Here is a 16,115-nt window from a genome sequence, read left to right on the forward strand (position 1 = left end):
TGATGCTCCACCCTAAATATCACTCAACAGTTCTGGAGTTTCTTCCCAATGAGTGAGAGCAATAATTTCCCCGGCTGGCACGGGACGACGATTGTCGCCGTGCGCAAGGGCAATAAGGTGGTGGTGGCCGGCGACGGCCAGGTGACCATGGGCCAGACCGTAATGAAACACGGCGCCAAGAAAGTTCGCCGGCTAGGCGATGGCAGCGTGATCGGCGGGTTTGCCGGCGCGACGGCCGATGCGTTCACGCTGTTCGAGCGGCTGGAAGCCAAACTGATCCAATATCCCAATCAGTTGATGCGCGCCTCGGTCGAGCTGGCCAAGGACTGGCGCACCGATCGCTATCTGCGGCGGCTGGAGGCGATGATGATCGTCGCCGATGCCAAGGAGACGCTGGTGCTGACCGGCACGGGCGACGTGCTGACGCCGGACTATGGCGTGACGGCAATCGGTTCGGGCGGCAATTACGCGCTGAGCGCGGCGCTGGCGCTCGCCGACGCGACCGAACTCGACGCCGAAGAGATCGCGCGCCGGGCAATGAAGATCGCCGAGCAGGTCTGCGTCTATACCAATTCCAACGTCACCCTTGAAACCATCGAGTTTTGATCTTGGATTTTGCAATCCGCACGCTGACCGCCGACGATGTGCCGGCCTACCGGGCCGTGCGCCATGAAGCGCTGGTCAATCATCCCGAGGCCTATGGCAGCTCGCCCGATAGCCTGGCCAAACGCAGCGATGCCGAACTGGCGGCGATGTTCGAACAGATGACCCTGTTCGGCGTCGTCGTCGAACAGCGCCTCTGTGGCCTGGCCGCGTTTGGGCAGGGAGAGGGCGAGCGGGAGCGCCATCGCGGCGGTCTCTACCAGGTCTATGTGCAGCCGAGCCTGCGCGGCACGGGTGCGGCACCAGCGCTGATCGCGGCCGTGCTCCACTATGCCCGGGGCCGCGTGCTGCAGGTGCATCTGGGGGTTGGGGCGCATAACCAGCCGGCCATTCGGCTCTACCAGAAAGCCGGCTTTGAAATTTATAGGACCGAACCCCGGGCCCTCTTTGTGAACGGTCGATATATCGACGAACACCTGATGGTGCGCTTTTTGGATGAGGCACCAGGAAAGACAGAAAATGAGTGAGACCAATTTTTCTCCGCGCGAGATCGTGAGCGAACTCGACCGGCATATCGTGGGCCAGCATGACGCCAAGCGCGCCGTGGCGGTGGCTTTGCGCAACCGGTGGCGCCGGCAGCAGCTCACCCCCGAATTGCGGCGCGAGGTGACGCCCAAGAACATCCTGATGATCGGGCCGACCGGCGTCGGCAAGACCGAGATTGCGCGCCGGCTGGCGCGGCTGGCGCAGGCGCCGTTCATCAAGGTGGAGGCCACAAAATTCACCGAAGTGGGCTATGTGGGCCGCGATGTCGAACAGATCATTCGCGATCTGGTCGAGGCTGGTATTGCAGTGCTGCGCGACAAGAAGCGCGCCGATGTGCAGGCGCAGGCCCATCACAATGCCGAAGAGCGGGTGCTCGACGCCCTGGTGGGCACTTCGGCGCTGCCGTCGACGCGAGATTCGTTTCGGAAAAAACTCCGGGGCAACGAGCTGGATGACAAGGAAATCGAGATCGAGCTGACGCCCAGCGGCGGGGCCGGCGGGTTTGAAATCCCCGGCATGCAGGGCGGGGTCGGCATGATCAACCTGCAGGACATGTTCGCCAAGATGGGCGGACGTGGCACCAAGCGGAAGGTCAAGGTCAAGGACGCCTATGAACCGCTGATCGCCGAGGAAGGCGACAAGCTGCTCGACCAGGACCAGCTCAAGAGCGAAGCCATCGAGCTGGTGGAAAACCACGGCATCGTCTTCATCGACGAAATCGACAAGGTGGCGGCGCGCGATGGCGGCGTGTCGGGTGGTCCGTCGCGCGAAGGCGTACAGCGTGATCTGTTGCCGCTGATCGAGGGCACCACGGTGTCGACCAAGTATGGTCCGGTGAAAACCGACCATATCCTGTTCATCGCCTCGGGGGCGTTCCATGTCAGCAAGCCCAGCGACCTGCTGCCGGAATTGCAGGGCCGCCTGCCGATCCGGGTGGAGCTGAAAGCCCTCACGCGCGAGGACTTCATCGCCATTCTCAACGACACCGAGGCCAGCCTGATCAAGCAGTATGTGGCGCTGATGGCCACCGAAGGGCTGACGCTGGACATTACCCAGGACGCCATCGCGGCGATTGCCGACGCGGCCGTCAAGGTCAACAACTCGGTCGAGAATATCGGGGCGCGCCGGCTGCAGACGGTGATGGAGCGGCTGGTGGAGGATATTTCCTTCACCGCGCCCGACAAGCAGGGCGAGACCATCCGCATCGACGCTGCGTTTGTGGCCGAGAAGGTGGGTGTGTTGGCGGCGGATACGGATTTGAGCAAGTTCGTGCTGTAGGCTGGCTCTGTTCGGGGGCGCGATTCCGTCCCTCGCTCCGCGCGGCTCCTCCCCCTTCAGGGGGAGGTTGGGTGGGGGTGGAAGCTCCATTACCCAACCACGAGAACCCCCACCTTGATCCTCCCCCTGAAGGGGGAGGGGTTGACTGACGAGGTTGGGCAGGGGCGGCCGTCATCTGCGATGATGCGCCGCGAAAGAAAAGCCGCCGGGTTCGCTCGGCGGCTTTTTGTACGTATCCCCGGCTTTTTGTGCGTACTTGCCATGCCCCACCACCGCTCTGTCCCCGGACTTGATCCGGGGATCATTCGCAGCATGTGCAATGCGGAGGCAGGCCCGCGGATCAAGTCCGCGGGAAGGGCGGGGTGATATCGGGGATGGAACGACGCGGGGCTTTGCCGACCGCCTTTTACGGGCGCGGTTTGTTGGCGCGGCGCTGCAGTTCGGTGCGGAGGGCGATGAGGTCTTCGGTATCGAGCTTGCCGATGGAGGCGGCGAGGCGGTTGGTCAGCTCGGTGGCTTCGGGGGCAAGGCCGCCGGTATCGATGGTGATCTTGGGATCGGAGAGTTCGGCGAGGCGCTGCAGCTCCTCGGCTTCGTCCCAGATGACGTTGAAATAGGTGATGATGCGGTGCAGCAGGAAGCCGGTGGGCTTGCCCCGGCGGCCGTGTTCGAGGGCCGACAGATAGGCGCTGGACACGTTGAGCGCCGCCGCCATCTCCTTGAGCGACACGCCGCGCTCGTCGCGCAAGGCGCGCATTTTTGCACCCAGCGGCGTCATGGCCGGCGCAGGCGCACGTACCAGGCGCCCTCCCCACCATGGCCGCGAGCGGCAATGGTCCAGCCGGATACCATGGGCGACAGCGAGGGCTCGCTGAGCCAGACCGGCAACATGGTGCGCAATACGCCGCGTTCGGTCATCGCTAAGGTGTAATCGTCGATGGTTTTGACGCCTTTGCCTGTGATGACCAGAATAGTGCGGTCGCCGCGCGCGGCGCGGGTCTGGATGAACCGATAGAGGGCGGCGCGGGCTTCATCCTGGCGCAGGCCGTGCAGGTCGATGGTGCCGTCGATCTCGATGCGGCCACGCACGACCTTCTTCTTGATCGAGGGCTCGAGCGCGCGGTCGGGGATTTTGCCGTGCGGGGGCATCGGCGCCTGATAGGACGGCACCTGGAAGCGGCGGCGCGGCTTTTCGGCTGGTGGGGGAGGAGCGGGCGGCTTTTCGGCCACCGGCTCGGGCAGGGGGAGCGGGCCGCTCGCCATGTTCAGCAGGCGTTTTCGCCGCAGAGGATCGATTGTGGCGGCGACGGCCGTCCACAGATGGAAGTCGTGCGGCAGGCGTTTGGGATCACGCTTGGACATGAAGGCAAAGACCCGCCCGCCGCGCCGGTCAGTCGAGCTGGCTGGTGGTGACCACTTTCCAGTTCGGATCGCGCGACTTCGGGTTACGCGCAAAGGTCCATTCATCGGCGATGGTCTGCACCTGATCGGCATTGCCATCGACCAGCGTGCCGTCCTTGTCGCGGGTGGCCGAGACCACCTCGGCGTGGAAGCGGATGGTGACGTTGACGTTCTTCTTGTCGAATTCGGCGTCGGAGAATTCCACCTTGGGCAGGCCCACAAAGGTGAAATCGACCTTCTGGCCGGCAGCCTCGCGATCGGCGATGGCGCGCTGGAAGCCGTCGAACACGTCTTTTTCCAGCAAGTTCTTGAGCGTATTGCGATCGCCGGCGGCAAAGGCAGTGACGATCATCTCATAGGCCTGCTTGGCGCCATCAATGAACGACTTCGGGGTAAAGCTCGGATCGGCCTCGACCACCGCCTTGAGGCCTTCGGCCAGGCCCGCATTGCCCTTGGAGTATTGTTCGATTTCGGCCTCGGTCTTGCGGGCGCGGCGGTCCTCGTCGAGATCTGGATTGCCGGCACCACGCGGGCGGATCGGCACGATGGTGTCCTCGGTGGTCGGCTTGACGGTTTTGGCATCGGACTTGACGCGACGCTCGACCGGAGGCCGCTCATTGCCGGTGCGCGTCCCCAGAACCGAGCGCAGGCGGAACAGGATGACGATCGCAAGACCGATAACGATGAGGGTAGGCAGATCGAGAAATTCGGCCATGGACAAACACCTATTGCAAAACACGTCGGCAAAATCGCATCCGGATGCGACGCGAGCGCTCGCAGCGCGCCCAAACTGACATATATATAGGAAAAGTTCACCCCGAAACCAGTTCACGATGGGGCGAGTTCTCTTTTGAGGCTCGATCCCGGTTTCGGCAAGAGAGGAATGACCCGGTTGGCTCGATTTTTCCTGCTTGGCCTGTTGGCCCTGCCCATCGTGGAAATTGCCCTGTTCATCAAGGTAGGGCAGACCATCGGGCTCTGGCCCACGCTGGCTTTGGTGATCGGGGCGGCGCTGTTGGGCGGGGCGCTGCTGCGCCAGCAGGGGCTCGCGGTGCTGATGCAACTGCGCGGCAATGTCGCGGCCGGCAAGCTGCCGGGACAGACCATTGCGGATGCGGCGCTGATCGGGGTGGCGGCGGTGCTGCTGATCCTGCCGGGGTTTTTGAGTGACGTGGTGGGGCTGTCCATGCTGGTGCCGCCGATCCGGCGGTGGATCTACAAGACGCTGGCGGGCAATTTCACCGTGGTACAGACCACAGGCTTTCGCGCGCAGCCCAGTCCCGACGATGGCCGCATCAAGGGGCCGGGGGTGATCGATCTCGACGACGAGGACTATCGGCCGCGTTAAGCGGATAAGCGGGTCCTGCTTGTCCGGCTGGCGCAAAGATGCTAGCCAGCCCGCCAATAAATGGTGTCGAGGAACCCCAAAATGGCTGACGACAATCAGGGCGCTGCCGCGCCGCAGGCAAACACCGCTCCGATGATGAACCTGGTGGGCCAGTATATCCGCGACCTGTCGTTCGAAAATCCGGGCGCGCCGGCCTCGATCATGCTGGGCTCGGGCGCCCCGGCGTTCAACGTCTCGATCAGCGTCGGCGTCAAGAAGCAGGCCGATGATCTGTATGCAGTGGAGCTGACGCTGACGGCCAAGGCCAATCGCGAAGCCACCGTGCTGTTCAATGTCGAGCTGGTTTATGGCGGCGTGTTCCGCCTGCGCAATATCGTGGACGCGCAGCTCAGCCAGCTGCTGATGATCGAATGCCCGCGCCTGATCTTCCCGTTCGCGCGGCAGGTTCTGGCCAGCGTCACCCAGCAGGGCGGCTTCCCGCCGCTGATGATGGAGCCGGTGGATTTCGCCACCATCTATCGCCAGAACCTGGCGAACCTGGCCGCCAAGCAGAATGGTGCGCCGGCGGTGGCCGATGCGGATACGACCAAGCCGAACTGATTTTTGGGTTTTTTGAGGTTCGAAAGATCCCGGGGCTTGGCTCCGGGATTTTTATTTGGTGCATGATCGCGATGGGTTTCACTACGATCACACCCCCACCAACTGCCTTCCCGCGGACTTGATCCGCGGGGCTCTCTCAACTCGGCACAAGCGGGTAGAGGCCCGCGGATCAAGTCCGCGGGAAGGGCGGTGGCTGGGTGGGCATAGGGTGAACTGAGAAATTCAGGCGGTTTGGGGCGCTTCGCAGTCTAGGACGCTTCGGCGTATTCGTTCCACAACGCGTCGGCGCCCATCGTGGCGACGAGCGCGGCGTGGGCGGCCAACGCCTCGGCCGACACGCGCGAGGGCAGCGACACCGGGCGGCGAATCGCGCTGACCATGGCGGCAATGCCCTCGGCGCCGGAAATGCGGTTTTCCGCCACCAGAGCCAGGCCCGCCTGGCGGCCACCGATCAGCTCCAGATAGACCTCGGCCAGGATTTCGCTATCGAGCAGGGCGCCATGCAGGGTGCGGCGCGAGGTATCGATGCCGTAATGCTTGCAGAGGGCATCAAGGCTCACACGGGCGCCCGGATGGCGCTCGCGGGCCAGCATGACCGTATCGATGACCTCATTGGTCAGCTTGGGCTGGCCCAGATTGGTCAGCTCGGCATTGAGGAAGCCCATATCGAAGGGGGCATTGTGGATGATCAGCGTGGCATCGTCGATGAAGGCGCGGAAATCGGCGGCCGCGGCGGAGAATAGTGGTTTGTCGGCGAGGAAGTCGTCGGACAGGCCATGCACCCGGAACGCCTCTTCGGGCATCGAGCGCTGCGGATTGAGATAGACGTGAAAGGTGCGGCCCGACGGCAGGTGATTGACCAGTTCGACGCATCCGATTTCGACCAGGCGGTCCCCCGTGGCGGGGGACAGGCCGGTGGTTTCGGTATCGAGCACGACCTGGCGGGTCACGGCGTCTCCGTCTGTTTACTGCTGCGCCTGGCGCGCCTGGATGGCGGCGACCAGCGCTTTGACCATGTCGGTGGTCTGCTTCATTGTGCCACCGGTATCGAACGCATAGGTGGCGCGTGTCCTCTTTTGTGCCTGCGGGAGCTGGCGGGCAAGGATGGTGTCGAGCTTTTCCACGGTCATGCCGGGACGCGCCAAGGCACGCTCGCGCTGGATGGATTCGGCCACATGGGTGACGCCGATGGCATCGAAGCCATAATCATAGCCGCTTTCGAACAGCAGGGGGACTTCGACCACGGCCAGCGCCGCGCCGGTTTTTTGGGCGTCATCCAGGAAACGCGCAATGCGGGCGCGCACGAGGGGATGGACCACGGCTTCGAGGCGCTGGAAGCCAGATGGGTCGGCAGCCAGCCGCTGTGACAACAGGGCCTTGTCGATAACGCCGTTGACCGCAACGCCGGGGAACAGAGCCTCGACGGGTGCCACGGCCCCACCGGCATAAAGCTCGGCCACGGCCGTGTCCGCCGAATAAACGGGCACACCGAGAGCCCTAAAGGCCTCGAGCACGGTGGATTTTCCGGTGGCGATCGAGCCGGTGATACCGAGGCGCCACATGCTCAATGCCCCAATGTGGCTTCGATGCGGGCGCGCAGGTCAGGCGTGACCGTGGGCCGAATGCCGAACCAGGCCTCGAAACCGGGCACGGCCTGATGCAGCAACATGCCCAGCCCGTCGACGGTGCGCAGGCCAAGCGCCTTGGCGTCGGCCAGCAGGGGCGTGACCTGGGGGATGTAGACGATATCGGTGACCAGGCCATTTGACGGCAACAAGGCCAGATCGAGAGTATCGAAGCGCGTGCCGTGCATGCCGATCGAGCTGGTATTGACCACAAGGCCCGCCTTTGGCGCCAGTTCGGCGAAGGCTTCATAGCCGTTGGCGCTGAACGGACCCTCGATGTCCGCCGCCAGTTGCGCCGCATTGGCGAGCGTGCGGTTGAGGATGTGGACCTGTTTGACGCCACGGCTGCTCAGGGCCACCAGAATGGCGCGGGCCGCGCCGCCGGCACCCAACACGATCGCCGCGTCGAGGCTATCCGACCAGCCGGGCGCGCCGGCATCGAGATTACCCAGAAAACCCAGATAATCGGTGTTGGTGCCGTGGACGGTGCCGTCGGTGACCACCAGCGTATTGACCGCTCCGATGATTTTGGCGAGCGGATCGACGCTGTCGCACAGCGCGAAAACCGCTTCCTTGTGGGGAATGGTGACATTGCCGCCAGCAAACTCTCCGCTTCGCAGGCGCGCGAAAAAGGCCGGCAACTCGGCCGGCGCCACGTCGATAGCCTCGTAGCTGCCCTCGATGCCATGTTCGGCCAGCCAGGTGCCGTGGATCAGCGGCGAGCGCGAGTGATTGATCGGGTGGCCGATGACGAAGGCTTTAATGGTCACGCCGTCTGGTCCTTGAGCACTTCGGGGGCAAATTCGCGCAAGGCGGCCAGCAGCGGCAGTAGGGGCAGGCCAAGAATGGTGAAGTAATCGCCGCTGATCGCCTCGAACAAGCGGATCGAGGGCCCTTCCAGGCGATAGCCACCCACCGAAGACAGAATGCCTTCGCCCTCGCGGGCCAGCACGTCATCGCGGTCGTCGTCGGAAAACTCGCGCATGGTCAGCTCGGCGCTTTGCACATCGGACCACAGCAACAGATCATCCTGCACCAGGGTGACGGCGGCATGCAGGCGATGGGTCTTGCCCTTGAGGCGATCGAGCTGCAGCGCCGCATCGGCGCGGTTGACCGGCTTGTGCAAGAGCTCGGTGCCGAGGGCCAGGGTTTGATCGGCGCCGATCACAAAGGCGCCGGGATGGGCCCTGGCGACATTGGCCGCCTTGGCTTTGGCGAGCAGCAGGGCGACGTCGCGGCCGTCGGCGCCAGCCTCGTGGGCGGCGCTTTCCAGCGCGCGTTCATCGATGTCGGCGGGATAGGCGGAAAACCCCAGACCGGCTTGAGTCAGCAGGGTTTTTCGGGCGGCGCTGGCAGAGGCGAGGATCAACATGCGCTTAGGTTTTCCACACTGTCATCCCCAGCTCAAGGCCCGCCTGTGATAATGACTCATGGTTTTGGCCTTGGGCCCGACTTGTTCGACTTGGTTATCAAAACATTAACACTTGGACTCGGCCCCCGGCGAAACCGGGCTGGGGACAAGAGTGGGGAAAACTCCGCGACGGCGCGATCCTGGCGCCAAGCGCTTTTACACAGGCCAAGACTCCGCTGGACTTCGGGGAGTCCCGAATTAACGAAGCGTTAACTCTTGTGGCGGGCCATATCCGGCCGGCATTCACACATGCTGCGTTCACACCCCGTTAACCAAACCGCTGCGCCCATCTGTCGCCGGAGGGGCGATTGTGGACGGCAATGAATTGATGCAAAACACCGCCATGATAATACAAATACTAAGTCTAAGACTTTTCTTTAGGGTTTTGGAAGGGAAGGGCGCGTGAGCGCTTCGGTCCATAAACCGCTGCTCGCTACCGTGCTGGGAAACCGACAGGAGCGGCCTCCGATCTGGATCATGCGACAGGCGGGACGTTACCTGCCCGAGTATCGGGAGGTGCGCGCGCGCTCCAAGGGATTTTTGGACCTGTGCTACACGCCGGACCTAGCGGTTGAGGTCAGCCTGCAGCCACTGCGCCGCTTCGATCTGGATGCAGCGATCCTGTTTTCCGATATTCTGGTCATTCCCGATGCGCTGGGGCAGTCGGTTCGCTTCGAGGTCGGCGAAGGCCCGGTGCTAGACGCGGTCACCGCAGAGACGCTTGGGATATTAAGGCCCGAGCGCGTGCTGGAGCATCTGGCGCCGGTGCTGGAGACCTTGCGACGCCTGCGGGCTGCACTGGAGCCTCAAAAGACCCTGATCGGCTTCTGCGGGTCGCCCTGGACCGTGGCGACCTACATGATCGGCGGCAAGGGTTCGCCCGACCAGGCGGCGGCACGGCTGTTCGCCCTGCGCCATCCGGAGGCGTTTGCCACGCTGATCGATATTCTGGTGGCGGCGAGCATTGATTACCTTGCGGCGCAGTTCGAAGCGGGCGCCGATGTGGTGCAATTGTTCGAGAGCTGGGCGCTCAACCTCGACGAAGTGGCCTTTGCCAGCCATGTCATTGGGCCCAATCGGCGGATTGTCGAAGGCGTGCGGGCTCGCGTGCCCAATGCCCCAATCATTGGTTTTCCGCGCGGTGCGGCGGGCAATATCGCGGCTTATGTGAAGGCGACCGGGGTCAATGCGGTGGGCCTCGATTATGCCACTCCGCTGAAGTTTGCGTCCGAGCATGTGCCGGCCGGCTTGACGGTGCAGGGGAATCTCGATCCGTTGCGGCTGGTCGCCGGCGGCGCGCAGATGGAAAGTCGCGCCCGCGAGATCATTGCGGCTTTTGCCGATCGGCCGCATATCTTCAATCTGGGCCACGGCATCGTGCCGGAAACCCCGATCGAGCACGTGGCAAGACTGGTCGACCTGGTGAAGGGGAAATCGTCATGATCGAATGGATCAAGGCGCTGCATGTCATTTCGGTGATCGCCTGGATGGCGGGCATGCTCTATCTGCCGCGGCTGTTCGTCTATCATGCGAGTGCCGAAAAGGGCTCGATACAGTCCGAAACCTTCAAGGTGATGGAGCGGCGGCTGCTGCGCGGCATCATGACCCCGGCGATGATCGCCACCTTCCTGTTCGGCATCGGGCTGGTCAGTTCGGGCGTGGTCGACTGGGGGCAGGGCTGGCCTTGGGTCAAGGCCGTGTTCGTGCTGGTGCTGGCCGGCTTTCACGGCTTTCTGGCGCGCTGCTACAAGGAATTTGCAAGCGATAGCAACGCGCGGCCGGCCAAGTTTTTCCGTATGATCAACGAGGTTCCGACCGTGGCGATGATCATCATCGTCATCATGGTCATCGTGAAGCCGTTCTGAGTTGGCCGCAGGGGAGGCGGCTCAATCGGCCGCACCCTTTATTTGATCCATGCCACTCCGGGGGCGAAGCCCGTCTCCGGCGTTTCACGTGAATCCGTGCTGCGGTGTTGTTTCAATCTTGAAAGTGACGCCGGATCACGCTACATGCTGGACAACGCATCAATATCGTCTCGGCCTCCCCGGCCGCTGTTGTGGTGCCTACCCCTCCCAAAATTTCCGATACATCTCCGATTTCCCTAAAGGGTCATCCACCACATGCAGAATATGAAGCTCAGTGAGCTCAAGGCCAAGTCCCCGGCAGAGCTGCTGGTGTTCGCCGAAGAACACGAGGTCGAAAACGCTTCGACCATGCGCAAACAGGAATTGATGTTTGCCATCCTCAAGGAACTCGCCGCCAAGGATATCGATATCACTGGCGAAGGCGTCGTCGAAGTTCTGCCCGATGGGTTCGGCTTCCTGCGCTCTCCCGATGCCAATTATCTTCCGGGCCCCGACGACATTTATGTCAGCCCATCGCAGATCCGCCGGTTCGGCCTGCGCACCGGTGATACGGTTGAGGGCGAAATTCGCTCTCCCAAGGAAGGCGAACGCTATTTCGCGCTGCTCAAGGTTTCGACCATCAATTTCGAAGATCCCGAGGCGGTTCGCCACAAGGTCAACTTCGACAATCTGACGCCACTTTATCCCGAGGAACGGCTTCGCATGGAGTTGCCGGACCCCACCCTCAAGGATCGCTCGGCGCGAATCCTGGATCTGGTGGCGCCGCTCGGCAAGGGCCAGCGCGCCTTGATTGTTGCGCCGCCGCGTACCGGTAAGACCGTACTGTTGCAGAATATTGCACAGTCGATCGCCACCAATCATCCCGAATGCTACCTCATCGTGCTGCTGATCGACGAGCGGCCCGAGGAAGTCACGGACATGCAGCGCTCGGTCAAGGGCGAGGTCATCTCCTCGACCTTCGACGAGCCAGCTTCGCGCCACGTCCAGGTCGCCGAGATGGTTATCGAAAAGGCCAAGCGCCTGGTTGAACACAAGCGCGACGTGGTCATCCTGCTCGATTCGATCACGCGTCTCGGCCGTGCCTACAACACAGTCGTGCCATCGTCCGGCAAGGTGCTGACCGGCGGTGTCGACGCCAATGCCCTGCAGCGCCCGAAGCGCTTCTTCGGCGCGGCGCGCAATATCGAGGATGGCGGTTCGCTGACCATTATCTCGACGGCGCTGATCGATACCGGCTCGCGCATGGATGAAGTTATCTTCGAAGAGTTCAAGGGCACCGGTAACTCGGAAATCATCCTTGATCGCAAGGTTGCGGACAAGCGCGTCTTCCCGGCGCTCGACATCACCAAGTCGGGCACCCGCAAGGAAGAGCTGCTGGTCGAGCCGGACATCCTCAAGAAGATGTATGTTCTCCGCCGCATCCTGACGCCCATGGGCACCATTGACGCGATGGAATTCCTGATGGACAAGATCCGCCAGACCAAGACCAATTCCGATTTCTTCGACTCGATGAATACCTAAGAACCAATGCGCGACGGCGATACCATCGTCGCGCTGTCTTCGGGCGCCGTGCCTTCGGGCGTGGCGGTGATCCGGCTTTCTGGGCCCGACGTTTCCAATATTCTCAACGCGATAGCCGGCGGGGTTCCAAAACCCCGCCGTTTGGCGTTGCGGCGGATTGGCAGCGATACAGTGCTGGATCGTGGCCTTGTCGCCTACTTCCCCGCGCCGCACAGCTTCACCGGCCAGGATTGCGCCGAATTGCAGGTGCATGGCTCACCCGCAGGCGTCCGGGCCATCCTGAGGCTCTGCACCAGCCTGGGCGCACGGTTGGCCGAGGCTGGAGAGTTCACGCGCCGGGCGTTTGAAAACGGCAAGCTGGACCTAGTCGAGATTGAGGGTCTGGGCGACCTGCTCGACGCCGAGACCGAAAATCAGCGTCGCCAGGCCGTCGCCCGTCTCGAGGGTGGCCTCACCGCGCAAATCGATCTCTGGCGCGACCAACTGCTTGATCTGCGAGCCGAAATCGAAGCGCGGCTGGACTTTTCCGACGAAGGCGATGTTGGCGATCTGCCCACAAGTTTCGCCGAGGATGTTGCGGCATTGCATACGGACATTGCTCGCGCACTGGATAGCGTCGAGCGCGGGCGGGTCCTTCGCGAAGGCCTTCGCGTTGCACTGGCTGGTGCCCCGAATGCCGGAAAATCCAGTCTTCTCAATGCCTTGGCGAAGTCCGAGATCGCCATTGTGACGGACGAGGCGGGGACGACGCGGGACGTTCGCGAAGTGCCCATCGATATCGGCGGGCAATTGGTGATCTTTCTGGACCTGGCGGGGCTGCGCGAGACGGCGAGCAAGGCTGAGGCCGAAGGTGTTCGGCGGGCGCAGGCGGAAATCGAGCGTGCCGACTTGATTCTGTGGCTGGTGGCGCCCGATGTGCCCGACGCCGTCCAGCAGGTCCCCGTAGAGACGCCGCTATGGCGCGTTGCGACCAAGAGCGATCTTGGAGTAACGCTGCAGGATAACGGTCTGACTGTGTCGGCCACATCCGGCGCTGGCATGGACGAGTTGTTGCGCCGCCTTAGTGCGTTCGCTACTGAACGCACCGGGAAGGGGGAGCCTATGCTTGTCAGCCGTGAGCGCGATCGTGCGGCGTTGGCCGCAGCGGCACAGTCGCTTGTGACGGTGATGACCGTGTTGGGCGAGCCCGAGTTGGCCGCCGAGTCGCTGCGGATTGCGTCCCAGGCGCTCGAACGGCTGGTCGGTCGCATCGACGCCGAGCGCGTTCTGGACCGGCTGTTTTCCAGTTTTTGCATCGGCAAATGATTCACGTGAAACACTGCTACGCGCCGGCGTGAATTGATTCACGTGAAACATTGGCTTATGCAGCGCGCTCGGAGACATGCATCATGAGCGACTATGCCGTCATCGTTGTTGGAGGAGGCCATGCCGGCTGCGAAGCCGCTGCGGCCTCGGCGCGGCTGGGGGTGCCCACGGCATTGGTCACCCACAAATTTTCGACCATTGGTGAGATGAGCTGCAACCCGGCTATCGGTGGCCTGGGCAAGGGCCATCTGGTGCGCGAGATCGACGCCCTGGACGGCTTGATGGGCCGCGTCGCCGACGCCGCCGGCATCCAGTTTCGCGTGCTCAACCGGCGCAAAGGCCCCGCTGTGCGCGGGCCACGTGCGCAGGCCGATCGCAAACTTTACCGGCAGGCGATGCAGGCGGCGATAACCGCGCAACCCAATCTCGATGTTATCGAGGGCGAAGTCGACGATATTGAGGTCACCGGTGGCGTTGTATCCGGCGTCGTGCTGCTGGACGGTCGCCGGATCGGCACCAAGGCAGTTGTGCTGACCACTGGGACGTTTCTGCGCGGCCTGATTCACCGCGGCGAAGAAACCACGCCGGCGGGACGCCTGGGCGAAAAGCCGGTGCTGGGTCTATCCACGCGGTTGGAAAACCTTGGTTTGCAACTCGGCCGGCTCAAAACCGGTACGCCCGCGCGGCTGGATGGCCGGACTATCGATTATACGGTGTTGGAGAGCCAGCCGGGCGATACGCCGCCGGAGCCGTTTTCATCGCTTACCGAGTCCATCACTAATCCGCAGGTGGACTGTCATATTACCCGCACGACGGCGGAAACGCACAAGATCATTGCCGACAATATCCATCGTTCGGCAATGTATTCAGGGCGAATCCAAAGTCGCGGGCCGCGCTATTGCCCCTCGATTGAAGACAAGATCGTCCGCTTCGCCGATCGGGATAGCCACCAGATTTTTTTGGAGCCTGAGGGGCTTGATGATCCAACGGTGTATCCGAATGGGTTGTCGACCTCGCTGCCGGCTGAGGTGCAGGAGCAATTCCTGCGCTCGATGCCGGGGCTGGAAAACGTCAGCATCATCCGGCCCGGCTACGCTATCGAGTATGATCACGTCGATCCGCGCGAGCTGAAGCTGACCCTCGAGGTCAAGCGCCAGCCTGGGCTTTATCTGGCGGGTCAGATCAACGGCACCACGGGCTATGAGGAGGCCGGCGCCCAAGGATTGCTGGCTGGCGCCAATGCGGCGCTGGCGGCAGCGGGGCGTGAGGCACTGACCCTGTCGCGCACGGAAAGCTATCTTGGCGTGATGGTAGATGACCTGGTGACGCGCGGAGTCAGCGAGCCCTATCGCATGTTCACGTCGCGCGCCGAGTTTCGGCTGCACCTGCGCGCCGATAACGCCGATCAGCGCCTGACGACCTTGGGGCTTGCCACCGGCCTGGTCGGTGACGAGCGGGCGGCGCATTACGTCGATAAATCCGCGGCGCTGGATGGGGGGCGGCACATGCTGCGGTCGCTCTCTGCGACGCCAAATGCCGCGCGCAAGGTTGGCATTGACGTCAATGAGGACGGCAAGGCCCGTAGCGCCTTTGAACTGCTCTCTTATCCAAATGTCATGCCGACCGATGTCGCGCGGCTATGGCCCGAGGTGGCGACTATTCGTCCTGAGATCATGGATCAGTTGGTCGTTGACGCGCAGTATGCGGTTTATCTGGATCGGCAGCGCTCAGACATCGAGGCGGTGCGGCGCGACGAGCAGCGTGTGATCCCTGAACAATTGGATTATGCGGCAATTCCCGGACTGTCCTCGGAACTGCAGCAGAAGCTGACCGCGCAGCGGCCGCAGACTATCGCCCAAGCTCAGGCCATCGATGGCATGACCCCGGCCGCGATCACCCTGATGTTGTCGATTATTCGACGCGGCTCGTTACGCAAGGCGAGTTGATGGATCTGCATCAACCGGCAATTGCGCCATATGGCGAGTACTTATCGCGTCCCATCGCGGATGTATCTGACGATCTGGAATCCTATGCTCAACTGCTGCGGAAGTGGCAGAAGGTTCAGAATCTTGTTTCACGTGAAACATTGGATGCCGTCTGGAGCCGGCATTTTGCCGACAGCCTGCAGGTACTCAAGCTGCTGCGACCCGCTGATCGCGTCGTGGTGGATCTCGGCAGCGGTGGTGGGTTTCCGGCGCTGCCGCTGGCAATTGCGCTGAAAGATACTCCGATCCGGTTCGTTCTGGTGGAGCCTAACGGCCGCAAGGTCAGCTTTTTGCGGACTGTGGCGCGTGAGTTGGGCCTAGCGGTGACTGTTGAGTCGCGGCGCAGCAATGAACTTAATTCACGTGAAACAGGACCGATCGACGTGGTCTCGGCCCGTGCTCTGGCGTCGCTCAATGAGCTCTGTGGCATGGCGGCGCCGCTGTTTGGGGCCCAGACCAGGGCGATTTTCCATAAAGGTCGTGAACATCTCGAAGAGTTGGCCGAATCGCGTTTGGTCTGGGACCATGACGTGTTAATAATTCCCAGCGACACCGATCCGAACGGCGTTTTGCTCGAGCTTTCTAATTTAAGCTTGAAAAACAGGTAGTTAGCGGCAATCTCCTGGA

At 62.5% G+C, this 16,115-nt stretch carries 18 protein-coding genes; 11 read left to right on the forward strand and 7 right to left on the reverse strand.

Annotation, left to right across the window (positions count from 1 at the left end):
- The first annotated feature begins 48 nt into the window (after positions 1 to 48).
- Genes hslV through hslU form a run of 3 tightly spaced genes read left to right on the forward strand, consistent with a single transcriptional unit; the run spans position 49 to position 2,427 of the window.
- A complete protein-coding gene (gene hslV / locus ABIB57_RS08025; protein ID WP_354039812.1) occupies positions 49 to 606 on the forward strand; it encodes an ATP-dependent protease subunit HslV in 558 nt (185 codons plus the stop codon).
- 2 nt (positions 607 to 608) lie between these two features.
- The gene (locus ABIB57_RS08030) at positions 609 to 1,130 is read left to right on the forward strand and encodes a GNAT family N-acetyltransferase (RefSeq protein WP_354039814.1); all 522 of its coding nucleotides are present in this window, start codon (positions 609 to 611) and stop codon (positions 1,128 to 1,130) included.
- Positions 1,123 to 2,427 (forward strand): ATP-dependent protease ATPase subunit HslU, encoded by a 1,305-nt coding sequence (gene hslU / locus ABIB57_RS08035; protein WP_354039815.1) that lies wholly within the window; start codon positions 1,123 to 1,125, stop codon positions 2,425 to 2,427. The genes ABIB57_RS08030 and hslU overlap by 8 nt, the downstream gene beginning before the upstream one ends.
- A 406-nt stretch (positions 2,428 to 2,833) precedes the next feature.
- On the opposite strand, the gene ABIB57_RS08040 is transcribed toward hslU, so the two are convergent.
- From ABIB57_RS08040 to ABIB57_RS08050, 3 genes are read right to left on the reverse strand one after another with little or no spacing between them, the layout of a single operon-like run.
- Positions 2,834 to 3,205, reverse strand: a complete 372-nt coding sequence (locus tag ABIB57_RS08040) for a helix-turn-helix domain-containing protein (protein WP_354039816.1) — start codon at positions 3,203 to 3,205, stop codon at positions 2,834 to 2,836.
- Positions 3,202 to 3,789, reverse strand: coding sequence for a Smr/MutS family protein (locus tag ABIB57_RS08045; protein WP_354039818.1), 588 nt, complete (start codon positions 3,787 to 3,789; stop codon positions 3,202 to 3,204). The genes ABIB57_RS08040 and ABIB57_RS08045 overlap by 4 nt, the downstream gene beginning before the upstream one ends.
- A gap of 28 nt (positions 3,790 to 3,817) precedes the next feature.
- Positions 3,818 to 4,543: a Tim44/TimA family putative adaptor protein gene (locus ABIB57_RS08050; RefSeq protein WP_354039820.1), complete on the reverse strand. Its 726-nt coding sequence runs from the start codon at positions 4,541 to 4,543 to the stop codon at positions 3,818 to 3,820.
- Between the two features lie 177 nt (positions 4,544 to 4,720).
- Here ABIB57_RS08050 and ABIB57_RS08055 point away from each other — a divergent pair, with 177 nt between their 5' ends.
- On the forward strand, positions 4,721 to 5,176 hold the full coding sequence (locus ABIB57_RS08055) for an FxsA family protein (RefSeq protein WP_354039822.1): 456 nt from the start codon (positions 4,721 to 4,723) through the stop codon (positions 5,174 to 5,176).
- A gap of 81 nt (positions 5,177 to 5,257) precedes the next feature.
- Positions 5,258 to 5,776 carry a protein-export chaperone SecB gene (gene secB, locus ABIB57_RS08060; RefSeq protein WP_299726197.1) on the forward strand — a complete coding sequence of 173 codons (519 nt, stop codon included), beginning with the start codon at positions 5,258 to 5,260 and terminating at the stop codon, positions 5,774 to 5,776.
- Positions 5,777 to 6,024: 248 nt separating this feature from the next.
- Here secB and dnaQ read toward each other — a convergent pair whose 3' ends face one another.
- The 4 genes from dnaQ to ABIB57_RS08080 are packed head-to-tail and all read right to left on the reverse strand — an operon-like array spanning position 6,025 to position 8,773.
- Positions 6,025 to 6,726, reverse strand: coding sequence for a DNA polymerase III subunit epsilon (gene dnaQ / locus ABIB57_RS08065; RefSeq protein WP_354039824.1), 702 nt, complete (start codon positions 6,724 to 6,726; stop codon positions 6,025 to 6,027).
- A 15-nt stretch (positions 6,727 to 6,741) separates the two neighbouring features.
- Complete coding sequence (gene coaE, locus ABIB57_RS08070) at positions 6,742 to 7,338, reverse strand: dephospho-CoA kinase (RefSeq protein ID WP_354039826.1); 597 nt, start codon at positions 7,336 to 7,338, stop codon at positions 6,742 to 6,744.
- A 2-nt stretch (positions 7,339 to 7,340) separates the two neighbouring features.
- Positions 7,341 to 8,171: a shikimate dehydrogenase gene (locus ABIB57_RS08075; RefSeq protein WP_354039828.1), complete on the reverse strand. Its 831-nt coding sequence runs from the start codon at positions 8,169 to 8,171 to the stop codon at positions 7,341 to 7,343.
- A complete protein-coding gene (locus tag ABIB57_RS08080) occupies positions 8,168 to 8,773 on the reverse strand; it encodes a Maf family protein (protein WP_354039830.1) in 606 nt (201 codons plus the stop codon). The genes ABIB57_RS08075 and ABIB57_RS08080 overlap by 4 nt, the downstream gene beginning before the upstream one ends.
- Positions 8,774 to 9,214: 441 nt before the next feature.
- On the opposite strand from ABIB57_RS08080, the gene hemE reads away from it, so the two are divergent.
- The 6 genes from hemE (at position 9,215) to rsmG (ending at position 16,096) form a co-directional block, all read left to right on the forward strand.
- Positions 9,215 to 10,255, forward strand: coding sequence for a uroporphyrinogen decarboxylase (hemE, locus tag ABIB57_RS08085; RefSeq protein WP_354039832.1), 1,041 nt, complete (start codon positions 9,215 to 9,217; stop codon positions 10,253 to 10,255).
- Positions 10,252 to 10,677 (forward strand): protoporphyrinogen oxidase HemJ, encoded by a 426-nt coding sequence (gene hemJ, locus ABIB57_RS08090; protein WP_354039834.1) that lies wholly within the window; start codon positions 10,252 to 10,254, stop codon positions 10,675 to 10,677. The genes hemE and hemJ overlap by 4 nt, the downstream gene beginning before the upstream one ends.
- Before the next feature lie 255 nt (positions 10,678 to 10,932).
- Positions 10,933 to 12,198, forward strand: a complete 1,266-nt coding sequence (rho, locus tag ABIB57_RS08095) for a transcription termination factor Rho (protein WP_299726183.1) — start codon at positions 10,933 to 10,935, stop codon at positions 12,196 to 12,198.
- A gap of 6 nt (positions 12,199 to 12,204) precedes the next feature.
- Positions 12,205 to 13,503 carry a tRNA uridine-5-carboxymethylaminomethyl(34) synthesis GTPase MnmE gene (gene mnmE / locus ABIB57_RS08100; protein WP_354039836.1) on the forward strand — a complete coding sequence of 433 codons (1,299 nt, stop codon included), beginning with the start codon at positions 12,205 to 12,207 and terminating at the stop codon, positions 13,501 to 13,503.
- Between the two features lie 83 nt (positions 13,504 to 13,586).
- The gene (gene mnmG, locus ABIB57_RS08105) at positions 13,587 to 15,449 is read left to right on the forward strand and encodes a tRNA uridine-5-carboxymethylaminomethyl(34) synthesis enzyme MnmG (protein ID WP_354039838.1); all 1,863 of its coding nucleotides are present in this window, start codon (positions 13,587 to 13,589) and stop codon (positions 15,447 to 15,449) included.
- Positions 15,449 to 16,096 (forward strand): 16S rRNA (guanine(527)-N(7))-methyltransferase RsmG, encoded by a 648-nt coding sequence (gene rsmG, locus ABIB57_RS08110; RefSeq protein WP_354039840.1) that lies wholly within the window; start codon positions 15,449 to 15,451, stop codon positions 16,094 to 16,096. The genes mnmG and rsmG overlap by 1 nt, the downstream gene beginning before the upstream one ends.
- The last annotated feature ends 19 nt before the right edge of the window (positions 16,097 to 16,115 follow it).

Origin of the sequence: Devosia sp. UYZn731 (assembly GCF_040546795.1) — a bacterium.
GTDB lineage: Bacteria > Pseudomonadota > Alphaproteobacteria > Rhizobiales > Devosiaceae > Devosia.